General features: G+C 33.9%; 13 protein-coding genes and 1 pseudogene. 6 read left to right on the forward strand and 8 right to left on the reverse strand.

What is annotated here, in order from left to right:
* The first annotated feature begins 228 nt into the window (after nucleotides 1–228).
* Nucleotides 229–837, forward strand: a complete 609-nt coding sequence (locus ACP7BT_RS08385) for a DedA family protein (protein WP_002482360.1) — start codon at nucleotides 229–231, stop codon at nucleotides 835–837.
* A gap of 188 nt (nucleotides 838–1025) precedes the next feature.
* Here ACP7BT_RS08385 and putP read toward each other — a convergent pair whose 3' ends face one another.
* The gene (gene putP / locus ACP7BT_RS08390) at nucleotides 1026–2582 is read right to left on the reverse strand and encodes a sodium/proline symporter PutP (protein ID WP_041079298.1); all 1557 of its coding nucleotides are present in this window, start codon (nucleotides 2580–2582) and stop codon (nucleotides 1026–1028) included.
* 501 nt (nucleotides 2583–3083) lie between these two features.
* On the opposite strand from putP, the gene ACP7BT_RS08395 reads away from it, so the two are divergent.
* Nucleotides 3084–5036, forward strand: a complete 1953-nt coding sequence (locus ACP7BT_RS08395; RefSeq protein WP_002482358.1) for a fructose-bisphosphatase class III — start codon at nucleotides 3084–3086, stop codon at nucleotides 5034–5036.
* 60 nt (nucleotides 5037–5096) lie between these two features.
* Here the strand turns inward: ACP7BT_RS08395 and ACP7BT_RS08400 are convergent, their stop codons facing one another.
* Nucleotides 5097–6896, reverse strand: coding sequence for a cation:proton antiporter (locus tag ACP7BT_RS08400; protein ID WP_426303759.1), 1800 nt, complete (start codon nucleotides 6894–6896; stop codon nucleotides 5097–5099).
* Nucleotides 6897–7219: 323 nt separating this feature from the next.
* Here ACP7BT_RS08400 and ACP7BT_RS08405 point away from each other — a divergent pair, with 323 nt between their 5' ends.
* Complete coding sequence (locus tag ACP7BT_RS08405) at nucleotides 7220–8269, forward strand: YkvI family membrane protein (RefSeq protein ID WP_041079302.1); 1050 nt, start codon at nucleotides 7220–7222, stop codon at nucleotides 8267–8269.
* Nucleotides 8270–8588: 319 nt separating this feature from the next.
* The gene (locus ACP7BT_RS08410) at nucleotides 8589–10004 is read left to right on the forward strand and encodes an anion permease (protein WP_041079305.1); all 1416 of its coding nucleotides are present in this window, start codon (nucleotides 8589–8591) and stop codon (nucleotides 10002–10004) included.
* A 91-nt stretch (nucleotides 10005–10095) separates the two neighbouring features.
* On the opposite strand, the gene ACP7BT_RS08415 is transcribed toward ACP7BT_RS08410, so the two are convergent.
* The 5 genes from ACP7BT_RS08415 to ACP7BT_RS08435 form a co-directional block, all read right to left on the reverse strand.
* Nucleotides 10096–10650 carry a cysteine hydrolase family protein gene (locus ACP7BT_RS08415; protein ID WP_041079306.1) on the reverse strand — a complete coding sequence of 185 codons (555 nt, stop codon included), beginning with the start codon at nucleotides 10648–10650 and terminating at the stop codon, nucleotides 10096–10098.
* A gap of 128 nt (nucleotides 10651–10778) precedes the next feature.
* Nucleotides 10779–11381: a methylhydroquinone degradation carboxylesterase MhqD gene (mhqD, locus tag ACP7BT_RS08420; RefSeq protein WP_011302367.1), complete on the reverse strand. Its 603-nt coding sequence runs from the start codon at nucleotides 11379–11381 to the stop codon at nucleotides 10779–10781.
* 30 nt (nucleotides 11382–11411) lie between these two features.
* Nucleotides 11412–12317 (reverse strand): VOC family protein, encoded by a 906-nt coding sequence (locus ACP7BT_RS08425; protein ID WP_011302366.1) that lies wholly within the window; start codon nucleotides 12315–12317, stop codon nucleotides 11412–11414.
* An 81-nt stretch (nucleotides 12318–12398) separates the two neighbouring features.
* On the reverse strand, nucleotides 12399–13355 hold the full coding sequence (gene mhqE / locus ACP7BT_RS08430) for a ring-cleaving dioxygenase MhqE (RefSeq protein ID WP_041079308.1): 957 nt from the start codon (nucleotides 13353–13355) through the stop codon (nucleotides 12399–12401).
* Nucleotides 13356–13424: 69 nt separating this feature from the next.
* A complete protein-coding gene (locus tag ACP7BT_RS08435; RefSeq protein WP_037537676.1) occupies nucleotides 13425–13856 on the reverse strand; it encodes a MarR family winged helix-turn-helix transcriptional regulator in 432 nt (143 codons plus the stop codon).
* A 296-nt stretch (nucleotides 13857–14152) separates the two neighbouring features.
* Here ACP7BT_RS08435 and ACP7BT_RS08440 point away from each other — a divergent pair.
* Nucleotides 14153–15523, forward strand: a pseudogene (locus ACP7BT_RS08440) (aldehyde dehydrogenase family protein).
* 152 nt (nucleotides 15524–15675) lie between these two features.
* Here ACP7BT_RS08440 and ACP7BT_RS08445 read toward each other — a convergent pair.
* Nucleotides 15676–16665, reverse strand: coding sequence for a metal ABC transporter solute-binding protein, Zn/Mn family (locus tag ACP7BT_RS08445; protein ID WP_041079310.1), 990 nt, complete (start codon nucleotides 16663–16665; stop codon nucleotides 15676–15678).
* A 174-nt stretch (nucleotides 16666–16839) separates the two neighbouring features.
* On the opposite strand from ACP7BT_RS08445, the gene ACP7BT_RS08450 reads away from it, so the two are divergent.
* On the forward strand, nucleotides 16840–17121 hold the full coding sequence (locus ACP7BT_RS08450; protein WP_172439371.1) for a GNAT family N-acetyltransferase: 282 nt from the start codon (nucleotides 16840–16842) through the stop codon (nucleotides 17119–17121).
* Nucleotides 17122–17194 lie beyond the last annotated feature (73 nt).

A 17194-nucleotide genomic window follows, 5' to 3' on the forward strand; every position in this document is an offset into this window, starting at 1 on the left:
TATGACCTATTGTTTAAAAATAGTACCACAATATGAAATCGCTTACAATGACTTTTTTCAAAATTTACTTATTTAAAATGTAATATACTTCCTATAATTGATTTACACAAAAATCATCCTGTAGACCTATAACATAACAATGCATATTTATTGTTTTTGGACTATAATAAAAAGACATGTTTTAATTAACTACTAAGTTACATTTTAAAAGGAGCACATTGCAGAATTATGGAACAGATACTCACTGATTTTATTAGTACATGGGGCTACGCCGCAATCACTATATTAATATTACTTGAAAATATATTACCTTTTATCCCTTCAGAAATTATATTAACCTTTGCCGGACTGATGTCCGTCAAATCTGACTTATCCATTCCCGTACTCTTTACAATTTCAACCATTGCCTCATTAATTGGTTTACTTGTGCTTTACTATATTAGTAGGCTTGTTTCTGAAGAACGTTTGTATCGTTTTGTAGATAAATATGGCAAATGGATTAAACTTAAAGGTAAAGATGTTGCACGTGCAAACGATTGGTTTAAAAAATATGGCGCAATTGCTGTTTTTATTTGTCGCTTTATACCTGTCTTACGTGTACTGATTACGATTCCAGCGGGTATTAATCGCATGAATGTGATGCTATTCGCGATCTTGTCTTTAATCGGGACTACGATATGGAATTTTGCACTGATCTACCTGGGTAAAATGTTGAGCGGCAGTTGGGATATGCTAATGAATGGTCTCCATACATATTCATATATTATGTATGTCATCATCATTCTTGCAGTGATTTTCATCGTATATAGATTATTCAAAAAGAATCGCGCTCAATAAATAGATTCAATTCCAAACAAACAGGGTCTGACATCAATAAGTGTCAGACCCTGTTTTATAATAATATAAAAAGACTAACTCCCCCTTGAAGTTAGCCTTTTCTCTATTTAAAAATTTCTCCCTTTTGATAACAGACATAGCCAATTATCATTTTCTACATTAAATCATAATTTAAACCCCTTTTTAAATTATGATTCTTTTTGATCTTCACCAGTTTTAACCAGACGACGAACATCTGTTAAATCTGCTTTAACATCAATTTGTGGTTTCTTCGTGAATTTACTTACTACAACCGTAACGATTAAACTAGTTAAGAATCCAGGTATAATTTCATATAAATTAAAGAAATCATTCACATCGCCTAATGGCTTAACAAATGCAATCCATATTATGACTACAATGGCACCTGATAACATACCACTTACAGCACCTGTTCTACTTAACCCCTTCCAATATAAGGATAAGAGTACAAGCGGTCCGAATGCGGCACCGAAACCAGCCCATGCATTACCTACTAGACCCAAAATGGTATCGTTAGGTGACCAAGCAATCCAAATCGAAACAATCGCTACGATGATGACTGATAATCGACCTACTAAAACAAATTCTTTTTCATGTTCCTTTGCAGCTTCCTCACCACGAATTAATTTGTAAAAGTCTTCTGTTAATGAACTTGACGTTACTAACAATTGTGAAGAAATTGTACTCATAATCGCAGCTAAAATAGCAGCAAGTAAGAATCCACCAACTAACGGATGGAATAAAATTTGTCCCATTAAAATGAATAGTGTTTCAGGATTTTCTATATCTGTACCACTTTGATTAATAAACGTAATACCTGTCAATCCGACACCCACTGCGCCTAATAAGCTGATTGCCATCCAACCGATACCAAAACGTCTTGCCGTTGGTAATTGTTTGACAGATTTAATTGACATAAAACGTACAATAATATGTGGTTGACCAAAGTAACCTAATCCCCACGCAAAGAATGAAATAATACCTATAAACGTCGTTCCTTTAAACAAGTCTAAGTTTGTCGGTTTTAATTCTGCTGTTTGCGTAAAAGTATCAAGTCCGCTTAATTGCAACATAGCAACTATTGGTACCATAACCATAGCAATAATCATCACTACACCTTGGAAAAAGTCTGTTAATGATACTGCTAAATAACCTCCGAAAAATGTATAAGCAATGACAATCACAGCGACAAGTAACATACCAATGTGATAGTTAACGCCAAACGCACTTTCCAATAATACACCGCCTGATACCATTCCAGAATGCGTATAAAGTGTGAAAAATACAACGATAATGGCACCTGAAATAATTTTAATCGAATTAGATTTATCATCTAATCTATTTTTAAAGAAATCAGGTAGTGTAATTGCATCTCCGGCTTTCTCTGTATATATACGAAGTCGAGGTGCAACAACAATATAGTTTATGTATGCGCCAAGTGTTAATCCAATCGCTAACCAGGCTGCTGATAAACCGGTAGTATATACTTCACCAGGTAATCCCATAATCATCCAACCACTCATGTCAGATGCGCCTGCAGATAATGCAGTTACATATGGACCAATGTTTCTACCGCCCAGCATATATTCACTGACGTTACCGGTAGATTGTTTAAAGCCATAGTACCCAATCACTAGCAATACCACAAAATAAACGACAAGCATGATATATGTTTGCCAGTTTGGATCGACTTGACTCGATAATGATGTCCCCAATGTAAACATGAAACAAAACGCCCCCTTATAATTTTGTTACATGCATATATTATACAAAAATAAATTATAAATTAAACAGTAAATCAATAATTTTTTTCAAATAAAACCAATAAAATACAGCTTTATAACGATTAAGCATTGATTTAACAGTATTTTCAAGCTCCAAAATTATAATGGTAAAATTACTACACAATGTTAATTATACAATAAATAACATTCATTAAAATGTATGTTTCCTACAACTTTTATATAAATCCCCATTTTATTATATTTGAGTAGCATCATTTCCTTTTTCTACTTTTCTAACATATGCGCTTACTAATAAACCTTAAATTTTTCAGTTAGTAATATACACTCAATCCATTTTTTAGAATTTAATTTAACTTCATAATATAATAAGAAATAGACAAAGGCGTGCCAATTAATGCTACAATAAGAAACATAATTTGGAAGCGTTTTATAAAATGCATTTCATAATTACGATATTTTTACAACTGGAGTGACATAACCATGCAGAAATCAGCAGATAAGAGCCTAAAAGATAGATATTTAGATTTACTTTCACAACAATTTAATACTAAAGAAGAACTTGCAACAGAAATTATTAATTTAGAGTCTATTTTGGAACTCCCTAAAGGTACTGAACATTTTGTGAGTGATTTACACGGTGAATTTCATGCCTTTCAACACGTATTGCGTAATGGTTCAGGCAACGTTCGTTCAAAAATTAATGATATCTTCCAAGATACTTTGACACGCAAAGAAATTAATGAATTTTCTGCGCTTGTATACTATCCTGAAGAAAAACTTAAATTAATTAAAAACAGCTTTAGCTCAAAATCCGAGCTCAATGAATGGTACATTACAACGATTAATCGTCTGATAAAACTAATCACCTATGCTTCATCCAAATACACGCGCACAAAGTTACGCAAATCTTTACCAAAAAATTACGTCTTTATTATAGAAGAACTGTTATATAAAAGTAATAAATATAATAATAAACATTCTTATTATGAAACATTAATTAATCAAATCATAGAGCTAGAACAATCAGATGATTTGATCATTGGCTTATCTTTCACAGTTCAGCACCTTGTAGTGGATCACCTTCATGTTGTTGGCGATATCTACGACAGAGGACCAGAACCTGATAAAATTATGGAAACACTGATTGATTATCCTTCAGTAGATATTCAATGGGGAAATCATGATGTCCTTTGGATTGGCGCCTATGCAGGTTCCAAAGTTTGCCTTGCAAACCTACTTCGCATTTGTGCACGTTATGATAACTTAGACATTATTGAGGATGCTTATGGTATCAATTTAAGACCCTTATTAACCCTTGCAGAAAAACATTATGATGGAAAAAACAAAGCATTCAGACCTAAAAATGCTGAAGGCTTAACTGAATTAGAACTTGAGCAAATCACAAAAATTCATCAAGCCATCGCCATCATACAATTTAAATTAGAGGCACCAATCATTAAACGTCGCCCTACTTTTGAAATGGAAGAACGATTGGTATTAGAAAGTATTAACTATGAAAAAAATGAAGCAACACTCTATGGAAAAACATATCCATTAGAAAATACTTGTTTCCAAACGATTGACCCAAATGATCCAAACAAACTCACAGACGAAGAGTCAGAAGTGATGGATAAACTATTATTATCTGTCCAACAATCAGAAAAATTGAAACGACATATGACCTTCCTTATGCAAAAAGGCACGCTTTACCTGCCTTATAACGGTAATTTATTGATTCACGGCTGTATTCCAGTAGATGAAAATGGTGAAATGGAATCAATGGTTATCAACGATGTGAAATGCTATGGCAGAGATTTATTAGACCATTTTGAAGATTACGTCAGAGAAGCTTTTGATCACAAAGATATTCAAGACGATTTAGCCACAGATTTAGTATGGTATCTTTGGACTGGTAAATACTCTTCACTATTTGGCAAACGCGCTATGACGACTTTCGAGCGTTACTTTATTAAAGACAAAACAGCGCATAAAGAAACTAAAAACCCTTATTACCATTTGCGTGAGGATGTTAATATGTGTAAAAAAATGCTCAAAGATTTTGGCTTAGACCCTGAACAAGGGCACATTATCAATGGGCATACACCTGTCAAAGAAATTGATGGTGAAGATCCAATTAAAGCTGAAGGAAAAATGATTGTGATTGATGGTGGCTTTTCGAAAGCTTATCAGTCAACAACAGGTATCGCAGGTTATACATTACTTTATAATTCATTTGGTATGCAACTAGTCGCACACCAACATTTTAATTCCAAAAAACATGTTTTACTGAATGGCGCTGATGAACTTTCTATACGTCGTGTCGTCGATAAGGAATTACAACGACAAAAAATAAGACATACAAACACCGGACAAGATATTCAAGAAAAAATCGATATTTTAAAAGAACTTATGCATGATCGTTATGTTAACTAATCAGTATTCATAAAAAACCCCGTTCACACATGATTTTCAATCTGTATGGACGGGGATTTTTTATATATTCGAATGTAAATAAGCATCTTTTAAATAGCCAATCATACCTTCTTCTGAATTTGTAATATTTTGATTATCACGTTTAAATGTGACTTCGTTATTATCATCAATATGATAGAGGACCATGTCATAAGCCGTTAAATTATCCTTACTCGAAACTGGCATTTCTAAAATATTATGTTCGACGATATAGCGATTAAACCAATGCGACGTAAAATTAGAATCAAATAGTATGTGATTTCTAATTGGTCCATCTAAGTTACTTCGCGCATGTTCATCACTAAAAGAAACTGGCATCATGTTGACATTTTTCAAACCAAACTCAGGCACTAATTCATTAAACGCCAAACTATTGAACACAAAAGATTGAGTCATTAATAAACATTTATTGTAACGTGTCATATCGGCATATATACGATCATTACTAGATAATAAATTGCCTTCAAATACTTCAAAATCTAATTCCTGTGCTCGTTTTGATGTGTTATTAAATAAATTAAAAGTCATAACTGGAATGTGATGTTCCCTCAATTTCGCACCTAAATGAAATGAAAATTCACTTTCTCCAACAATAATGACGCCAGGTGGTTCCGTACTTGAAAGGTGCGTCATTTTGCTTAACGGTAGAAAACTAAAGCCATAAATGACCACAGTTATAAATACTAATCCAAATGTAACAGGCGTGATGTATTCTGCCATGGGTGTCCCTTTTTCTACAAATAAGCCTCCAAAGAACTGTGCAACAGTAAGTACGACAATACCTCGTGGTGCCATCATTGAAACCATAGCTCTTTCCCGTTTAGAAATCTCAGTATTCATCGTAGATAACAATATAGAAATAGGTCTGACTAATATAATCATGACTGCACAGAATATAAATAGTTTCCACGATATAATACTTTCTAACACATTTAAAGTTAACGAAGACGTAATTAATATAAAGACGGTAGAAACCATAATAGAAGATGCATTTTCAATAAAATGATCTGATTCTTTAAAGATCAAATCATGACGCTTCATACGTGCCATCATTAACCCAAATATGGTTACCGCAAGTAGCCCTGATTCATGCAATATTTCATCACATATTGCAAAAATAAGTAAAATAAATACCAATTGGATAGGTGGCATTAAATTTTGTGGAATGAGATCTCTTTTAATGAGCAACATAAATAAATAAGATGCGCCAAAACCTATAACAATGGCAATAACAAAACGTAAAGCAAAACTTAAAATAATTTGAATCTCAAAACCTTGCTCTACGATTTGAAAAACATAAAATGCACCTAACGCTAACATTGGTCCAATAGGATCAAGAATAATACTTTCCCACCTTAAGATGGAATCTACACTTTTCCTAACTTTCGCTTGTTTTAATAATGGTTGAATCACGGTAGGACCCGTAATTAAAAATAAGCCACCTAATACAAGTGATATCGTTACTGAGAAACCTAATACAAAATGTAAAGCCATGGATCCTAAAATCCAAGCAATCACTGCCCCCATAGTAATGATTCTTATAACTGCTTTAGAGATACCTTTCAACTCACGAAAATCTAAGTTACTGCTACCTTCAAACAAGATGATTGCAACTGCCAACGAAACGAGTGGGCTAAACACCTCTTGACCCAAACTTTCTTGAGGGTTAATCAATCCAAAAATAGGGCCCACAAGCAACCCTACAATAGCCATAACAACGATGGATGGCCATTTTATTTTATCGGCGAACCATTGGCTAAAAATACCCAACGCTAAAAAGATAACAATGAGTAATGTTAGTGGTAAGTTTAATAAAGTCACTTTGTTCCCTCTCTCTTATACAGATTAAATTTCGTTATCTTCCAAATCACTTTAAACATTTATCACATAATAAAAAAACATACTATCAAATTTTTAAATTTAACGCATCCAAAGAACCTTCATCATTTACCCACTTTGATAAACCATTAATCTAAATACGTTTATGTGCGCACTTTTAAGTTCTCTCTAAAAATACAATTGTTCTTATCAAAAATACTTTTTCTTTTCAATTTATTTTATTTTAAGCTAAAATAATAAATTGTGAGTTTATATATATGAATGACATTTATATTATCTACACCATTGAAAGGATTTATATGACTATGACAAGTTTAAAAGAAATTATTATTGTGGCATTTGCTTTTGTTGGTGTGGTTGTCGGCGCTGGATTTGCTACAGGTCAAGAAATATTCCAATTCTTTACCAGTAATGGCAATTACAGTATCTGGGGCGTGATTATAACGGGTTGTATTGTCACTCTAGGTGGCATTTTTGTACTCCAAACTGGCTATAAATTAAATGCACATAATCACACTGGACCTATAAAGTATTATTTACCCAAGCGTATTGCCACTTTATTTGATATCATCTTAACTTTATTTCTACTTGCACTCGCTATGATTATGACGGCAGGTGGGGTTTCAACGATTCATGAAAGTTTTAATATACCATATGCATTGAGTTCTGTACTTTTAATTTCAATTATTTTAATAACATTATTCTTAAAATTTGAACGCCTCATCGCAATTCTAGGTATGGTCACACCTTTTTTAGTTATTATCGTTACTATTATTGCTATGTATTATTTAATGACCGGTTCACTCAGCTTTAGTGATCCCAATCAATACACGAATACCGGGACTCGTTCTGATCAATGGTGGTGGTTCGATGCAATTAACTATGGGAGCTTACAAATTGCAGCAGCGTTCAGCTTTTTATCTGTAATGGGAGGTCGTTTAAAATTTAAATCTTCCTCTGTTTACGGAGGCATGATAGGTGGCTTAATCATTACTTTCTTATTGCTTATGTTAAACTTAGGTATGGTATCGCAATTCTCTCACATAAAAGATGTCGCACTGCCATCACTATTATTAGCAAAAGAAATTTCTCCTATGATTGGTTTATTTATGTCTATCGTTATGATATTAGTTATTTATAATACTGTCGTGGGTCTTATGTATGCATTTGCTTCTAGATTTACAAGACCTTATAGCAAACATTATTATATTATGATTATTTGTATGGCAATCCTTACCTTTGCTACGACCTTCATTGGGTTTATTGATTTAATAGGAAAAGTATTTCCTGTTATGGGGATCTTTGGTTTTATATTATTATTTCCAATTTTGATAAAAGGTATTTCACGTAAATAACCCCCATTTAAAAATGCTAAACTATTGCTTATTACAATAAAATATCTCTGTAAATGGCAACATCATTAACTTATACGCTATAAGTTAATGATGTTGCCATTATTTTTCTAAAAGCTAGCTTTACATAAGGTTTTGACAGAACTATAATTATTATGAAAAATCTTATAATAAATTAATAGGATATGATGTTAAATATAGTGTGGTAAGCGCTTTAGTTGCGTCTTCTACGCTAGTTTTCTTAAATACTATTTTAATATCATATACTTGTACTATATTTAGTTTTTTATCAAATAAAAGGACAAGAAAGGTGCATCATAATATGAATAGTGACATCCACTACAGAAAATTTATCTTTCCCATATTGATTGGTATCATTATCTGGCTACTTACCCCAATTAGACCAGAAGGCTTAGATGTTGGCGCATGGCATATGTTTGCAATTTTTGTAGCAACAATTATTGGTTGTATTACACAACCACTTCCAATAGGCGCCGTTGCAATGATTGGTTTTACACTCGCGGTATTAACGCAAACCGTTAAGATAGACACTGCAGTTTCTGGATTTGGAAATAGTAGTATTTGGCTTATAGCAATGGCATTTTTTATTTCAAGAGGATTTGTAAAAACAGGTCTAGGCCGACGCATCGCCTTACAATTTGTTAAATTATTTGGTAAGAAAACTTTAGGCTTGGGCTATTCATTGATTGGTGTAGATTTAATCTTAGCACCTGCCACACCAAGTAATACAGCACGTGCTGGTGGTATTATGTTTCCAATCATTAATGCACTTTCCCGTTCATTTGGATCAAAACCTGAAGATGGTACCCAACGTAAAATGGGTGGATTCCTTATCTTTACAGAATTCCACGGCAACCTTATTACAGCTGCCATGTTTCTTACTGCTATGGCAGGCAACCCTTTGGCTCAATCTTTAGCGAAACATCAAGGCGTAGATATTACCTGGATGCAATGGTTTATTGCAGCACTCATCCCTGGTATCATATCGTTAATCCTTGTGCCATTAATTATTTATAAAATGTATCCTCCAGAAATTAAAGAAACTGCTAATGCGAAATCTTGGGCTCAAAACGAGCTTAAAGATATGGGTAAAATGGCGACCAGTGAAAAATTTATGGTTAGCATCTTTCTCGTTGCACTTGCACTTTGGGTATTAGGTAGCACGTTAAATATCAATGCGACATTAACCGCTTTTATCGCACTATCCTTATTACTCATTACCGGTGTCCTTACTTGGAGTGACGTACTCAAAGAAACTGGTTCTTGGAATACATTAGTATGGTTCTCAATATTAGTAATGATGGCTAATCAACTTAATGAACTGGGCTTTATTCCTTGGCTAAGTAAGTCTATCTCAGGTAGTTTAGGAGGTCTTAGTTGGCCAATCGTGTTAGTACTATTAATCTTATTCTACTTCTATTCTCATTATTTATTTGCTAGTTCAACCGCGCATGTAAGTGCTATGTACTCAGCATTATTAGGCGTCGCTATCGCTACTGGTGCACCACCACTTTTCAGTGCGTTAATGTTAGGTTTCTTCGGTAATTTAATGGCATCTACTACACATTATAGTAGTGGTCCTGCACCTATTTTATATTCAGCAGGCTATGTTTCTCAAAATCGATGGTGGACGATGAATGCCGTACTTGCGATATTTTACTTTATTGTATGGTTAGGTATCGGCTCTTTATGGATGAAACTCATCGGCCTTATGTAACTATAAAGCCCTATGTTATGATTTCAACGACATGATTAATGCTAAAGTCATGTAAATGTTTGAAATATAACATAGGGCATTTATTTTTATTTTAACTGTTACACCATGCTTCTACTGTTGTCACATCTGCATAACGCGTTAATATTTTGTCGATTAAAAATTGATGTTTTTCTACATCTTGATCGGCCATTGCATCTGATAATAGCGTTAGCTTATAATCTTTGTCTGCCGCTTCAACTGCTGTAGATAATACGACACCGCTTGTACTCACACCTGTAAGTACAAGATGATCAACTTGCAAACCGCGTAATAACACCTCTAAATTACTACCAGTAAACGCACTTAATCGATGCTTCGTTACAAGGGGTTCCTTTGCTTGGCGATTCAACGCTTCAACAATTTGAGTTGATTCATCTTGTTTATTCATAGGCACGCCTTTTGCTTTCATTTGCGAAAACATTTTATTATTTGGTGAAACTTCCATATATTCCCCTGTAAACGCAACACGTACAAAAATGACTGGCATACTATTACGACGTGCAGTCTCAATTACTTTTTGATTATTAGCTATTATATTTTCTTTTTGCTGCAAACCATTTACAATACCATTTTGCATATCCATCACTATCAACGCTTGATGATTCATAATGATCGCCACCTTTTCTATTATCCATATATTATAGTCTAGATTGACTTCATTTTCTAAAATTGAAATCGCCACAAGCCATCTACACTTTGTATCATGTGTAACAAATGGTGACTTATATTGGTAATTTATTTAAAAATATTGTTTAATAAGTCTCGACCGGCTACCACACCTGCTTGAGTCAGTTCGTGACTATTTACCCAAACTTGCGTGACATTTGCACCACGGTTTTCGAATAAATCAATGACATTTTGACTATCTTTGCTTGTAACAATTGGGTCATGTTCGCCCATTGAAAGTAATACATGCATACCACTTAAATCTTTATCATTGGCGTCATTCACCGGATAAAGTGGTGCATATAACAGTGCTGTTTGAAATGAAATGTCTTGATGTAAAATCATGCTGATTGCAATATTAGAACCGTTTGAAAAACCTACAGGAATTGCTAGCGATAAATCAAAACCATAGCGTTCAGCAGCTTCTTTTAAAAATGCAATGAGTCTATCTGTTCGAAAGTTTAAATCCTCTATATCGTATTGTCCTTCACCGTGACGTTTGAAGAAACGGTTCATTCCATTCTCAGATACTTCACCTCTTATACTTAACACATTATACTTAGGGTTAAGTAGCTGACTTAATGGTAATAAATCACTTTCATCTCCACCTGTCCCATGTAGTAAAATCAATGTAGGTGCATTTGCTTCACCTTCTCTAAAAATATGTTCCATATCAAGTGTGCCTCCTCTTATATCTATTTTCTATATACGAATAGGTGGTAGCAATTGAAGTATCGTTTCTCTTCTGTCTTCAAATTGAGGTGGTAATACTAAATGCGTACCTAATGTTTCAAATCGTTCATCCACTGTAAAACCAGGGCCTTCTGTCGCAAATTCAAAGATAATGCCACCCTGCTCTTTCATATAAATAGCTTTGAAATAGTTGCGATCTTTAACGTCAGTCACATGATAACCTTTACCAGTCATTTTAACTAACCATTCTCGTTGTACTTTATCAGTTGGAACTGACCAAGCAATGTGATGAACAACACCAACACCCCAACGAACATTCATTTGAGCGCTTTCTTTTTTGATAATCACATGATGTTGCCAATGGCCTTTTGTTTCAACATGTACCACATTGTCATCTTCGTTCACTTTATGAAGACCCATATCGTTTACTAGTGTATTCAACGTTGCCTTAGGATGACTAGATAATAAAGTCACCCCATGAAATCCAATGATACTCTGTGCGTCAGTTTGGTCGTTATCGTCATCTGCTTCAACTAGTGCTAAAGGTAAGTCATGTGTATCGTTAAATTCTAATGTTTCACGATCAAACAATCTAGTTTCTACTACTTCAATTTGATGTGCTTGTAAATGTGCTTTCCAAATATCCCTTGAGTTTTTAGGTATTCTAAAAGCAATGCGTTCGACTTGCCCATTTCCTTTACGACCTTTATGTGCATTTGGCCAATTGAAAAACGTTAAAATCGTACCATTTTCAATATTTCCATTTGAGAAGTAAAGATGATAAGTGGATGGATCATCATAATTAACCGTTTTTTTAATTAATTTTAGATTTAATACATCTCTGTAAAATCGAATATTTTCTTCTGGATTACCTACAATTGCTGAAATATGATGAATATGTTGAATTGCTTCCATAAAATTACCTCCTTAAATATTTGAATTTAAATTTCCCTTTATATCTTATGCTATGGTGGTTTACTCTAACCAAAAGTCCTTTTATCTGCTTGTATCAAACGGACGTATTTCTGATTCAATATAGGCTCTTTGTGGTTCTAGAAATGGTGGTAAAGCTAGACTTTCACCCAATGTTTCATAAGGCTCATCACCCATAAATCCAGGTCCATCTGTAGAAACTTCAATTAATATATGTCCTATTCGTGCATATAACGCTTCAAAATAAAATCGATCTACTAAACCAGAATTACCGATACCTAATGTTTGATATTTTTCTAACCATTGTACGATTGTTGCATGATCTTTTAGTCTAAATGATACATGATGCACCTCACCATAACCTTGTCTTGCTTCAGGTCCATCTGTATCTTTCCTTAAGATAACTTGACCCCCATTACCCCCTTCACCGACTTCTAAAATGGCTACTCCGTCTTCTTTAGTTAAGACTGTCATGCCAAATACATCTTCAAGTATTTTCATAAAATCTTCAAAATAACTCACGGTAATTTCGATAGGACCTAGACCATAGATTGCTTTATCCATTGGTACTGGACCATTTTTCCATGGTTTACCTGGTGCCACACCTTTATTATGCTCATCAGACACCAGTTGGTAACTTTGACCATCTACCTCTTCAAACGGTAATACCTTTGTACCAAAGAGTGATTGTATACCCTCATGTTTAATATTAAATTCGTCAAATCGTTGCTCATAATATTCCAACGCTTCATCGTTTGGCACTCTAAATGAAGGACGTGTAATTGAATTTGTACCTGCTGCCCCTTTAGGAATATTAGGAAAATCAAAGAATGTCATATCCGTTCCAGGCGAGCCTTCGTCATCCGCAAAAAATGTATGATACGTATAAATATCATCTTGATTTACTGTTTTCTTAACGAGTCTCATACCTAATACTTCTGTGAAAAATTGATAGTTTCTTTCCGCATCATCTGTCATTGCTGTGACATGATGAATACCTAATAATTGGTTATTTGTCATAATAAACGCCTCTCTCTTATAATTATCTCGATTTCGAAGTAATTTTTGATAAAAATTTTAAGTGCCCTTTTATTCAATCGGTTGAGCACTTAATTTTTTTAAAGCTGTTTGTAATACCGTTATTTCTTCATCTGTTAGTACTGAAAAAGTAGATTCTAATGTTGATGCATGATCTGGGAATATTTCATCCATCATACTACGTCCCTTATCGGTTAAAGATGCATTCGTCACACGCTTATCTTTCTCATTACGTTGTCTAACTACACAGCCTTTTTCTTCTAATTTATCTACGACATACGTAATACTACTACTTGCTATTAATACACGATTACCGATGCGTTGAATGGGTTGGTCACCTTTATTGTAAAGCAGCTCCATTACAGCAAATTCTGTTACATTTAATCCATAACGTTGCACATCTGTTTTAACGATTTTCATTAGATGATCTAAGGTTCGATTTAAACCAACAAATGTATTTAAAGATATTTGTGTACGATCCACTTTATTCACCTACTCCCTAAATTTATTTCGAATTCGAGATAAATTATAATGGGCTATTCACTTTCTGTCAACATATAAGTATAAAAAATATATCACCCGCTCCAAATTTAGCATTAGTCCGTTTTAAGCACTTTCAGTTGGACATATAAAATAATATATTGAATGTACGTTTCAATGAAAATCAAGCGTTCGGTTTTTCAACATTACTTAAGTGTTATGTATATATTGTGGAGGTGTCACAATTGAATCAATTATTTATAAACAATGAATTTATAGCAAGTAAATCTACTGACACAATGGATGTTATCAACCCTGCAACAAGAGAAAAAAATAGATACGATTACATTTGCAACGGAAGCCGAAGTCAATGATGCTGTAGAAAAATCCAAACAAGCTCAATTAGAATGGGAAAAAACACCAGAGCCTACACGCGCTGATCATGTTAAATTGCTCATTCCATTATTAGAACAAAACAAAGATACATTAGCTGAACTTTATGTTAAAGAGCAAGGTAAAACCTTAGCTTCAGCAAAAGGTGAAATTGATAGAGCTATTCAATTCATTGACTATATGACTGGATTGAGTATGAATAATAAAGGAGAAGTTTTACAAAATAGTCGTGAAAATGAAACCATTTTACTAACGAAAAACCGATTGGTGTAACTGCAGGCATTGTACCTTGGAATGCGCCAATTATGGTCTTGATGAGAAAAGTGATTCCTGCTGTTATTACTGGTTGCTCTGTTGTCATTAAACCAAGTGAAGCAACTTCTTTAATTACATTAAAAATCGCAGAATTACTACGTGCCTCAACGATACCTGCTGGCCTAGTACAAATATTACCAGGTACAGGTGAAACTGTAGGAACGCAACTAGCACAACATCCTGATATCCAACTCATTTCATTAACCGGTAGTATGCGCGCTGGCAAGTCTGTCTATGCTGAAAGTGCCTCTACAGTCAAAAAAGTGACCTTAGAGCTTGGAGGTAACGCGCCAGTTATCGTTACACCAAATTCTGACTTAGATAAAGCCGTTAATTATATTGTTACAGCAAGAATAAATAATGCTGGTCAAGTTTGCACTTGTCCTGAGCGTATTTTTGTCCACCAAGATGTTCACGATACATTTATCGACAAATTGAAAGCTCAAATGGAACAATTAACAGTCGGCGATCCGTTTGATGAATCTACAGATTATGGTGCCATTATTAATCAACAACAACTTGACAGTATAGATGACAAAGTACAAAATGCTGTATAAAATGGTGCTCAATAAATCACTGGTGTTCATAAAATTAAGCGTTCTGGTTTCTTTTATGCTCCTACTATTTTAGATCATATCAATCCCGAAGACAGTGCGTTCAAAGAAGAAATATTCGGTCCTGTTTTACCAATTGTGACATATTCTGAATTTGAACATGCGCTTAACCAAGCCAATGATACGAATGCAGGCTTATCATCATATATCTTTTCTGAAAACTTAAAAGAAATTATGTTAGCTACTGAAAAACTTAAATTTGTTGAAGTTTCTGCCAATTGTGAAGCCGAAGAAGTAGTTAATGGTTTTCATGCTGGTTGGAGAGAATCTGGCTTAGGTGGCGCTGATGGTATTCATGGCTTAGAAGCGTATTATAATACAACTGTTTCTTATATTAGATATGATTAACTAACTTAGACCATGCCTTTTGTTAATACCGACTATTATTTTTATAATATAAGTTCATTAGATTGATACTGACGGAAAAGTGCTCAAAATAAAAAAGGTGCACATAGCTTATTTATGACAGTTCATAAATGGTTATGCGCGCCTTTTTCTAATTAATGATTTAATGCTTTATCCAATGATTTAATATTTTCTTTCATAAGTGATTGATAGGTTATATCTTTATCATTCATTTCTTTTTTAGATAGTGTAGCCATATTGTGCAAGCTAAGCGGTGTTGTGTTAGATTCTTTCTGAATAACATCTGTTACTTTAGAAGAGATGTTTTGTTCATAAAGCACATATGGTTGTTTTGTATCATCAATGCGCTTAACAATAGCCATTAAATCCCTTTGACTAGGTTCTTCATTATTCATACCACTGACACCTTCTTGCTTAAATCCATAACGATTGGCTAAATAACCAATAGAATCATGCGAAATCACTACTGTATCTCGTTTAGGATTTGAAGTAATATCTTTCATTTTATGATTAATATCATCCAAATCAGCAATAAGTTGTTTATAACGTTTTTCATAATATGCTTTATGGCGTGAATCTTTTTTCACTAAGTCATCCTTGATCGCTTTCACCATCTTTTTGTTTAGAACTGGGTCTAGCCAAATATGTGGATCTTTGCTGCCCTCTTCGTGATCATGCCCTTCATGTTCATCATGTTCTTCATGCGCTTCGTGTCCTTCGTGCTCATGGTCATGTTCATGATTTGATAATAAATCAGCTTGCTTTAAATTCGCTGCTACAGGTAATTTTAGATGCTCATTATTGATTGAGCCCGCAATTTTTTTAGCGACAGGATCCATATCTTGATTAGAATAAATAAATAAATCGCTCTTAGCAATATTCACCATTTCTTTTTGTGTTGGCTCAAAAGAATGCATATCTGCGCCAGGCGGATAAATTGATTCAACATCTACATATTTGCCACCAATTTGCTCCGTAAAACTTTGAAAAGCAAAAGCTGTTGTATATATTTTAAGTTTATTATTTGTACTGACGTCTTTTTTCTCACTTTTATTGATGTTACCACACGCACTTAATGTAGTCATCATTACACATGTCAGCATGATTATTATACTTTTCTTCAAAAAACGCCCCTCCAAATCGAAATTATTTCGTTAAAACTATAAACTTATTTTTGCAATATTTCAATGCTTTTAACTCAATCTATTACATTTCTTCTCATTTCATTCAATCACAAAATGTTTAATAGTCGCTCAAATGTGATATTTAATAACTATAGACAAAAATTAAGGAGCGATATTATGGCTGAAATTAAACAAGGTACAAACAAATTTTACATTGGTGATGACGAAAATAATCCACAAGCTCAAATTACTTTTAACCAACAAAATGATAATCAAATCGATATTGACCACACTGGTGTACCAGAAGAAATGGGCGGCCAAGGTATTGGTTCTCAGTTAGTTAAAGCTGTTGTTGATTACGCACGTGACAATAATTTAAAAGTATCTGCTACATGTCCATTTGCTAAAAGTGTTATTGAAAAACATGATGAATATCAAGATGTGTATGTCGGTTAATCAAACATTGGACCTATTAATATAGGCATAGGACATCGAGTTTCACACTCGTCATCCTATGCCTATACTTATA

Origin of the sequence: Staphylococcus sp. Y174-1, from assembly GCF_049897865.1 — a bacterium.
Classification (GTDB): Bacteria; Bacillota; Bacilli; order Staphylococcales; family Staphylococcaceae; genus Staphylococcus; species Staphylococcus saprophyticus.